This is a genomic window from Stenotrophomonas pictorum JCM 9942, from assembly GCF_001431585.1.
GTDB lineage: Bacteria > Pseudomonadota > Gammaproteobacteria > Xanthomonadales > Xanthomonadaceae > Stenotrophomonas > Stenotrophomonas pictorum.
Map to the genome: position 1 here is coordinate 1 of NZ_LLXS01000002.1, position 7530 is coordinate 7530.

Annotated in this window: 9 protein-coding genes; 5 read left to right on the top strand and 4 right to left on the bottom strand. The window is 65.0% G+C overall.

What is annotated here, in order from left to right; all coding sequences use genetic code 11:
* Positions 1–144 precede the first annotated feature (144 nt).
* Entirely contained in the window at positions 145–354 is a 210-nt protein-coding gene (locus ARC78_RS00590) for a cold-shock protein (RefSeq protein ID WP_054658958.1), read from the top strand.
* Between the two features lie 69 nt (positions 355–423).
* Here ARC78_RS00590 and ARC78_RS00595 read toward each other — a convergent pair whose 3' ends face one another.
* Together ARC78_RS00595 and ARC78_RS00600 are read right to left on the bottom strand one after the other, a co-directional pair.
* Positions 424–909, bottom strand: a complete 486-nt coding sequence (locus ARC78_RS00595; protein ID WP_054658959.1) for a glycine zipper 2TM domain-containing protein — start codon at positions 907–909, stop codon at positions 424–426.
* 111 nt (positions 910–1020) lie between these two features.
* Entirely contained in the window at positions 1021–1452 is a 432-nt protein-coding gene (locus tag ARC78_RS00600) for a cytochrome c (RefSeq protein ID WP_054658960.1), read from the bottom strand.
* A 73-nt stretch (positions 1453–1525) separates the two neighbouring features.
* On the opposite strand from ARC78_RS00600, the gene ARC78_RS00605 reads away from it, so the two are divergent.
* Positions 1526–2347: a tRNA threonylcarbamoyladenosine dehydratase gene (locus ARC78_RS00605; RefSeq protein WP_054658961.1), complete on the top strand. Its 822-nt coding sequence runs from the start codon at positions 1526–1528 to the stop codon at positions 2345–2347.
* Positions 2348–2360: 13 nt separating this feature from the next.
* On the opposite strand, the gene ARC78_RS00610 is transcribed toward ARC78_RS00605, so the two are convergent.
* Both ARC78_RS00610 and ARC78_RS00615 read right to left on the bottom strand, forming a co-directional pair.
* On the bottom strand, positions 2361–3131 hold the full coding sequence (locus ARC78_RS00610; RefSeq protein ID WP_054658962.1) for a TatD family hydrolase: 771 nt from the start codon (positions 3129–3131) through the stop codon (positions 2361–2363).
* A 3-nt stretch (positions 3132–3134) separates the two neighbouring features.
* On the bottom strand, positions 3135–3359 hold the full coding sequence (locus ARC78_RS00615; protein WP_054658963.1) for a DUF6116 family protein: 225 nt from the start codon (positions 3357–3359) through the stop codon (positions 3135–3137).
* A 153-nt stretch (positions 3360–3512) separates the two neighbouring features.
* On the opposite strand from ARC78_RS00615, the gene ARC78_RS00620 reads away from it, so the two are divergent.
* The 3 genes from ARC78_RS00620 (at position 3513) to ARC78_RS00630 (ending at position 7477) form a co-directional block, all read left to right on the top strand.
* Entirely contained in the window at positions 3513–4340 is an 828-nt protein-coding gene (locus ARC78_RS00620; protein ID WP_054658965.1) for a glycine zipper 2TM domain-containing protein, read from the top strand.
* A 160-nt stretch (positions 4341–4500) separates the two neighbouring features.
* On the top strand, positions 4501–5160 hold the full coding sequence (locus ARC78_RS00625; RefSeq protein WP_054658964.1) for a glutathione S-transferase family protein: 660 nt from the start codon (positions 4501–4503) through the stop codon (positions 5158–5160).
* Positions 5161–5206: 46 nt separating this feature from the next.
* The gene (locus tag ARC78_RS00630; protein ID WP_057505503.1) at positions 5207–7477 is read left to right on the top strand and encodes a thiamine pyrophosphate-dependent enzyme; all 2271 of its coding nucleotides are present in this window, start codon (positions 5207–5209) and stop codon (positions 7475–7477) included.
* The last annotated feature ends 53 nt before the right edge of the window (positions 7478–7530 follow it).

Sequence of the window (7530 nt, forward strand, 5' to 3'; positions counted from 1 at the left end):
GTTAATGGGGGGATTACCCCGTGAATCGTGGCCTGATGGGTAGATCGAACGATTTGCTGCATCGTTGCACCTCGCTTCCTCCTTGCAGTCAGCCGCCTTGCGGGGCGTATCCATCAAACTCAGAGCTACAGGGAGTTAGTCGAGATGTCTGATCGCGAAACCGGTACCGTCAAGTGGTTCAACGACGCCAAAGGCTTTGGCTTCATCAGTCGTGAGAATGGTGAAGACGTTTTTGTGCACTTCCGCGCCATCCAGACCCAGGGCTTCAAGAGCCTGAAAGAAGGCCAGCAGGTCACCTTCACCGTGGTCCAGGGCCAGAAGGGCCTGCAGGCCGACGCCGTACAGCCGGTCTGATACGCTGCTGGCGGCAGCAAAAAGGCCCGCGCGAGCGGGCCTTTTTGCTTGTCCGTGGAGCATTGCCAATCAACGCAGTACGACGCGCCCGTTGACCACGCGCACATAGGTGTTATCGCGGATGCCGCCCAGATCCTTCTGGTTGACCACGATCACGCGCCCGTCATCCATGCGGACCTGGATGTCATACGAATTGCCGGTGACATTCTGCTGGATCTTGTTGCCGGCCAGAGCGCCGGCCGCGGCGCCGGCTACGGCGGCGATGTTCTTGTTGCCGCGGCTGCCGCCCGTGTGATCGGAGATCTCATGGCCAGCCACCGCGCCGACGATGCCACCCAGCACCGCGCCGGTCGCCGCCGGTGCGGTGCGGCCCGATGCCACGGTGTCGATGCGGGTCACGATCCCGCAATCACGGCACTGGTTCTGGTTGTAGCCGTTGTTGCTGTTGCCGTAGCTGCCGCCATTGTTGTAGCCGCCACCGTAGCCGGGCGACGTGGCGCAACCGGCCAGAGCCAGACTGGCGATGGCGCCTGCAGCGATCAATTGAATCTTCATGGTGTTGCTCCTTGCCAGATGGGGATTACGGGCATGTGGTTTTGCCCGGCACCCGGATCGTGTCGTTTCGCACGTGAATGGAGCGCCAACCACGGGTGAATTGGATGCGGCTTACTTGAAGTCCTGATGGCAGGCCTTGCAGTCACTGCCCAGCTTCTGCAGGGTGACGGCGAGCGCCGCACAGTCGCTTGGCACGCTGGCCAGAGCATCATTGAGTGTGGCGCGGAACTGGCTGGCATGCTGCTGGAAGCGCGCATCGTCCTTCAGGCCGGGGAAGGCCAGATCCAGGTCGTTGGACAGGGCGCGCAGCGTCTGCAGGCGCGGGGCCACGTCGCTGGGCGCACAGCGGTTCTGCTTCTGGCTTTCGCCGAGCAGCTGCGATTGCTTGGCCAGTACGGTCATCAGGCTGTCGGGAAAATGGTCCTGGCGCTCCTGGATCGCACGCATCGCCATGACCGTTGCCACCACCCCGAGCAGCAGGCCGAGAACCAGGATGAACAGATAGCGGGAGGCCTTGGACTGGGTGCGGACGGGATCTGACATGCGGGTGTCTCCGGACAAGGAATGCCGATGGTACGACGCACGGACTGCTGCCGACCACGGTTAAAATGGGCGCATGAAAGAGTCATTGCGTGAACGCTTTGCCGGTATCGACCGGCTGTATGGTGCCGGGACCATCGAGCACCTGTCCGGCTGCCGGGTCGCGGTGATCGGCATGGGCGGGGTGGGATCGTGGATTGTCGAGGCGCTGGCGCGTTCGGCGGTCGGGCATCTGACCCTGATCGACGCCGACGATATCTGTGTCTCCAACACCAACCGCCAGCTGCCGGCACTGGCTGGCCAATATGGACGCAACAAGTCCGTGGCGATGGCCGAACGCTGCCGGGCGATCAATCCCGAGATCGAGGTCAAGGCCGTCGAGGCGTTTTTGACCGTCGCCAATATGGCCGAGCTGCTGGATCGCCGGTTCGATCTGGTTATCGACGCCTGTGACAGTTTCCGGGTCAAGGTCGAGGCCATCGCCTGGTGCCGGCGGCGCAAGCTGCCGATGATCACCGTGGGGGCGGCCGGCGGACGTACCGATCCAACCCTGGTGCGGGTGCGGGATGTTTCGCGGACCGAGCACGATGCGATGATGGCGTTGATCCGCAAGAAGCTGCGTGCCGAGTTCAATTTTCCGAAGAATCCGCAGCGGTATTTCGGGGTTTCGGCGATCTACTCGCTGGAGAACGTCAAGTATCCGCAGGCCGATGGCAGCGTCTGCGGGCTGCGCCCGAGCCTGGGCGCGGATGCTGCGCTGAAGCTGGACTGCGGTGCCGGGCTGGGTGCGGCCACCCACATCACCGGGGCATTCGCCTTTGCCGCCGTCGGCCGTGCCCTGGAAATCCTGCTCAAGGCCCGCGAAAAGGCCGCTGCCGCGGTGGCCGTGGTCGAGTAACCGTGTTGCCCGGTCAAGGGCCGGGCAGAGCGAACAGGCGACGGGCGTTGGCGGTGGTCTGCGCGGCGATCTCGCCAGCCGGCTGCTGGCGTAGCTGTGCCATCACCTCGAAAATGGCCGGCAGCCGCGCCGGCTCGTTGCGTTGGCCGCGGATGGCGGCGTCCGGCTGGTCCGGGGCATCGGTTTCCAGCAGCAGGTACTCCAGGGGCATCTGCGTGAGCAGGCCGCGTAAGCGGTTGGCGCGGTCGTAGGTCACCGGGCCACCGAGGCCGATCAAAAAGTTCATCTCCCACAGCTGCCGGGCCTGTTCGGGGCTGCCGGAAAAACTGTGGACCACGCCGCGCAGCCCGCCGATCCGCCGCATCGTGTGGATCACCTCGTCGAGGGCGCGGCGTGCATGCACGATCAGTGGCAGGTCGAACTCGCGCGCCAGTACCAGCTGTCCGTTGAAATAGGCGCGTTGCGCATCCGGGTCGAGACCGTCGACGAAGAAGTCCAGTCCGCATTCGCCGATGGCACACGGACGTTCCCGGGTGATCCAGTCGCGCAGCTGGTCCAGGTGTTCGGGCCGATGCTCGGCCACAAACATCGGGTGCAGGCCGTAGGCTGGATACAGCCCGCTCTCCAGGGTGCAGACCGTGCGCAGCTTGGGCCAGCGGGCGGCGGTAATGGCCGGGACGATCTGTACCGTCACGCCCGCGGCGCGGGCACGTTCGATCACCGCGGCACGGTCTCCATCGAACTCGGGCGCGTCCAGATGGCAGTGGCTGTCGATCAGCTGCACGGGTCAGCGCTTGCGTGCAATGACCGCAGGCTCGATGGCTGGATCCTTGCGCCGCTTCCAGTTGGCCAGCAGCAAGGTGCCCAGCGCGAACAGGATCTCATCGATGAACGGGATGGGATCGGGCAGCAGCATGCTGATCACGAACAGTGCCGCGGTGATCTTGAACAGGGTCGGGTAGCGCAACTTGCGTGCCCAGGACATCAACGGCAGCAGTATCGGGCTGGACATGTGGGTGGCCTGCGGGAAGAGGAGGGGGACGCTCGCAATATTGCGACGAAGCCTGAATTTTGTAAGGGGCAGATGCGGAAATACCTGCCTCTGTTCAGCATTATCATGCTGGAATCCCCCCAGTCAGCGCGGATGGACCGCAAGGAGCCGACGATGAAGAGCAACACCACAACGATTCTGGTCGCCGCCGGCGCGCTGCTGGTGGGCGGTATTGCCACGGCGGCCTTCATGAGTGGGCGCGACAAGGCGCCGCTTGCCGCCGGCACCGAGGGGACGACTCCGGTGCTGGACAATTCCGCCTTCACCGACGATGCGGCGGTCAGCGATGCGCTGGCTGCCGGTGGCAAGCTCGACTACGCCGATGTGCTGAAGGTCGCTCCGGTGACACAGAAAGAGCGCGCCTATGCCACGGTGATCGGTACCGAGCCGGTGCGCGAAACCTCCACCACCACCGTGCCGCACGAGGTGTGCGAGGATGTGGTGGTGCAGGAGCGCCTGCCCGAGCGTGATGGCAATGTCGGTGGTACGGTCGCCGGCGCGGTGATCGGTGGCCTGCTGGGCAGCCAGGTCGGTGGCGGCAACGGCAAGAAGGCCGCGACAGCCGCCGGTGCGGTCGCCGGTGGTGTGATCGGCAACCAGGTCGACAAACGTCACGTCGGTGGTCGCGTCGTCAGCCGCACCGAGCGCCAGTGCCGCACCGAGAACACCACCTCCGAATCCTCGCGGGTAACCGGCTACAACGTCACCTACCGCAATGCCGACGGCAGCACCGGCACCATGCGGATGGACAGCAAGCCGGGCAACCGCATTGCGATGGGCAACACCGATCAGACCATCGGCTACGACGTGACCTACCGTTACGACGGCGCTGAAAAGACCGTCCGTATGGAAAGCCGCCCGGCCAGCGACCGCCTGCCGGTCATCGATGGCCAGGTGGTGACACAGACTGCCAAAGTGGATGCAGGTAGCACCCGCCAGTAATCGCAGTACTGTCGCGCATATCAAAAGGGCCGGCCTTGCCGGCCCTTTTCTGTTGCCGGCCCCCCGGAAATTGCTGCAGGCGCACTTTCCAACGGCCAGTGATTGCGGTGTGATGAGGGCGCATACGTTGTACCGGCCGCCACCTTCTGGAACCGTATCAATGGTGAAACCTGACGCTCCGTTGACTGTGCATGGCATGTCGACTTCGGGCAATTGTTACAAGGTGCGCCTGCTGCTTGAGCAGCTTGGCGCGCGCTATCGATGGATCGAGGTGGACAGCGCCGGTGGTCAGACCCGCACGCCGCAGTTCCTGGCGCTCAATCCCAATGGAAAAGTGCCGGTCGTGGAACTGGGCGACGGGCGCGTGCTCACCGAATCCAACGCCATCCTGTTCTGGCTGGCCGAAGGCACGCCCTTGCTGCCGGTTGATGGCTGGCAGCGTGCGCAGGCGCTGTCGTGGATGTTCTTCGAGCAGTACAGCCATGAGCCGTATATCGCCGTGGCCCGTTTCATCAGTGGCTGGGCACGGGACGACTCCCCACGCCGCGATGATCTGCCGCGCCTGCGCGAACACGGTCATGCCGCACTGGCGGTGATGGAGCGGCACTTGTCGCTCGCTACCTGGTTTACCGGGCCCGACTACGGCATCGCGGACATCGCCCTGTTCGCGTACACCGCCGTCGCCGAAGACGGGGGCATTGCGCTGTCCCCGTATCCGGCCATCCAGCAATGGCTGCAGCGGGTACGCGCGCAACCCGGCTTCGTGGCGATGCCCGCACCGGAGGCGCAGGTGCTTGCCCGTATCGCCACCCGCTGCTGAACCTTTTTTCCCCGCCCAACGCGACTGTCACGTGGAGTCTGTCTGCATGTTTGCCCGTGTACCGAATCCCCTTCCGGCCCGCATGAAGGGCCTGAACCGCGCCGAGATCTGCGATACCAATTTCATCGAATTCGTAACCGGGCTGGGCCAAGGGCCTGGCAAAGGGCCGCAGGACGGCGCGCCGGTGCTGCCGGGGAGCGCACTGGACGCCCGCGGCTTCCGCGAACTGTTCGAATCACAGCTGATCAGCCGTCATCTGGATCTGATGGCGCGGGTGTTGCGCGTCCAGAACAAGGTCTTCTACACGATCGGCTCCTCCGGGCACGAGGGCAATGCGATGGTCGCGCGTGCCGCGCGGCACACCGATCCGGCCTTCCTGCACTACCGTTCCGGCGGCTTCATGGCCGAGCGTTTCCGCAAATTGCCGGGCCTGGACCCTGTAATGGATTCGGCCCTGTCCTTCGCCGCCAGCAAGGATGATCCGGCCAGCGGCGGCCGCCACAAGGTGTGGGGCAGCAAGCCGTTGTGGGTGTTGCCGCAGACCTCGACCATCGCCTCGCACCTGCCCAAGGCGCTGGGCACGGCGATGGCGATCGAAGCCGGCAGGCGCGTGGGACATGCGCTGCCGATTCCCGACGACAGCATCACCATCTGTTCCTTCGGCGATGCATCGGCCAACCACGCCACCGCGCAGACCGCGTTCAATGCCGCCGCGTGGAGCAGTTTCCAGAAACTGCCGGCGCCGTTGCTGTTTGTCTGCGAGGACAACGGCATCGGCATCTCGGTCAAGACGCCGGAAGGCTGGATCGCCGAGAGCTTCCGCCATCGCCCGGGTCTGGACTATTTCCATGCCGATGGGCTGGATCTGGCCAGTGGCTATGCCGAGGTGCAGCGTGCGGTGGAGCATTGCCGCAAGACCCGGCGACCGACCTTCCTGCATCTGCGCACCACGCGGCTGATGGGCCACGCCGGTACCGATTTCGAGATCGAATGGCGCGCGCTGGAGGAGCTGTGCGCGGTGGAGGCGGGCGATCCGCTGCTGCGCTCGGCGCAGATCGCGGTCGAGTCGGGGCTGATGGACAAGGCCGAGGTGCTGGCGCTGTACGAACAGACCCGAAAGCGCTGCTTTGCCGCCGCCGAAGCGGCCGACCAGCGCCCGCGCCTGACCGGGCTGGCCGAGGTGATCGCTCCGCTGGCGCCTTACACGCCAGACAAAGTACAGGCGGAGGCCAGGCGGGGTGACTACCGCGAGCGGCGCCTGCAGGTGTTCGGCAGCGATGCGGCCTTGCCGGAGAACCAGCCGCCGAAGCATCTGGCCGTGCAGATCAACCAGGCCTTGCACGACCTGTTCGCCAAATATCCGGAAACGGTGCTGTTCGGCGAGGACGTGGCGCAGAAAGGCGGCGTCTATACGGTGACCAAGGGCCTGCAGAAAGCATTTGGGCCGCGCCGGGTGTTCAACACCCTGCTGGACGAGACAATGATCCTGGGTATGGCGCAGGGGTTTGCCAACATGGGCATGCTGCCGCTGCCGGAAATCCAGTACCTGGCCTACCTGCACAATGCCATCGACCAGGTACGCGGCGAGGCCTGTTCGCTGCAGTTCTTCTCCAACGACCAGTACCGCAACCCGATGCTGATCCGCATCGCCGGGCTGGGCTACCAGAAGGGCTTCGGCGGCCACTTCCACAATGACAACTCGATCACGGCCCTGCGCGACATCCCCGGTTTGGTGGTGGGCTGCCCTTCGCGCGGCGACGATGCCGTGGCGATGCTGCGCACCTTGGCGGCGCTGGCCAAGGTGGACGGCCGCGTGTGCGTGTTCCTCGAGCCGATCGCGCTGTACATGGGCAAGGACCTGTACGCAGCGGGAGACGGGCAGTGGCTGTTCCCATATCCGGCCCCGGAACAGGCGCTTACCCTCGGTGAAGGACGTGTTTACGGTGCGGGAAGCGAGGATCTGGTCATCTTCACCTATGGCAACGGTGTGCCCATGAGCCTGCGTGCGGCCAGGGCCATCGAGCAGGCGCAAGGCTGGAAGGTGCGGGTGGTGGACCTGCGCTGGTTGGTGCCGCTCAATGATGCCTGGATCGCCGCGCAGGCCAAGGGTGCCAAGCGGATTGTCGTGGTCGATGAGGGGCGGCATAGCGCCGGTGTCGGTGAAGGGGTGATCACCGCGGTGGTCGAGGCCGGTCACGGGGACATTCCGCTGCGGCGGGTGACCGGTGTGGACACCTATACACCACTGGCCGGCGCCGCGTTGCTGGTGTTGCCGGGGGAGAACGACGTGGTGGCCGCAGCGGCGCAGCTTGCGTGAGACACCGCTGGCACATGAACTCGGCTTCACGCGCGCCGGCCAGTGGTGTATAG

Coding starts and splice junctions, on each gene's coding strand:
- ARC78_RS00590 (WP_054658958.1), top strand. CDS start 145: ATGTCTGATCGCGAAACCGGTACCGTCAAGTGGTTCAACGACGCCAAA.
- ARC78_RS00595 (WP_054658959.1), bottom strand. CDS start 909: ATGAAGATTCAATTGATCGCTGCAGGCGCCATCGCCAGTCTGGCTCTG.
- ARC78_RS00600 (WP_054658960.1), bottom strand. CDS start 1,452: ATGTCAGATCCCGTCCGCACCCAGTCCAAGGCCTCCCGCTATCTGTTC.
- ARC78_RS00605 (WP_054658961.1), top strand. CDS start 1,526: ATGAAAGAGTCATTGCGTGAACGCTTTGCCGGTATCGACCGGCTGTAT.
- ARC78_RS00615 (WP_054658963.1), bottom strand. CDS start 3,359: ATGTCCAGCCCGATACTGCTGCCGTTGATGTCCTGGGCACGCAAGTTG.
- ARC78_RS00620 (WP_054658965.1), top strand. CDS start 3,513: ATGAAGAGCAACACCACAACGATTCTGGTCGCCGCCGGCGCGCTGCTG.
- ARC78_RS00625 (WP_054658964.1), top strand. CDS start 4,501: ATGGTGAAACCTGACGCTCCGTTGACTGTGCATGGCATGTCGACTTCG.
- ARC78_RS00630 (WP_057505503.1), top strand. CDS start 5,207: ATGTTTGCCCGTGTACCGAATCCCCTTCCGGCCCGCATGAAGGGCCTG.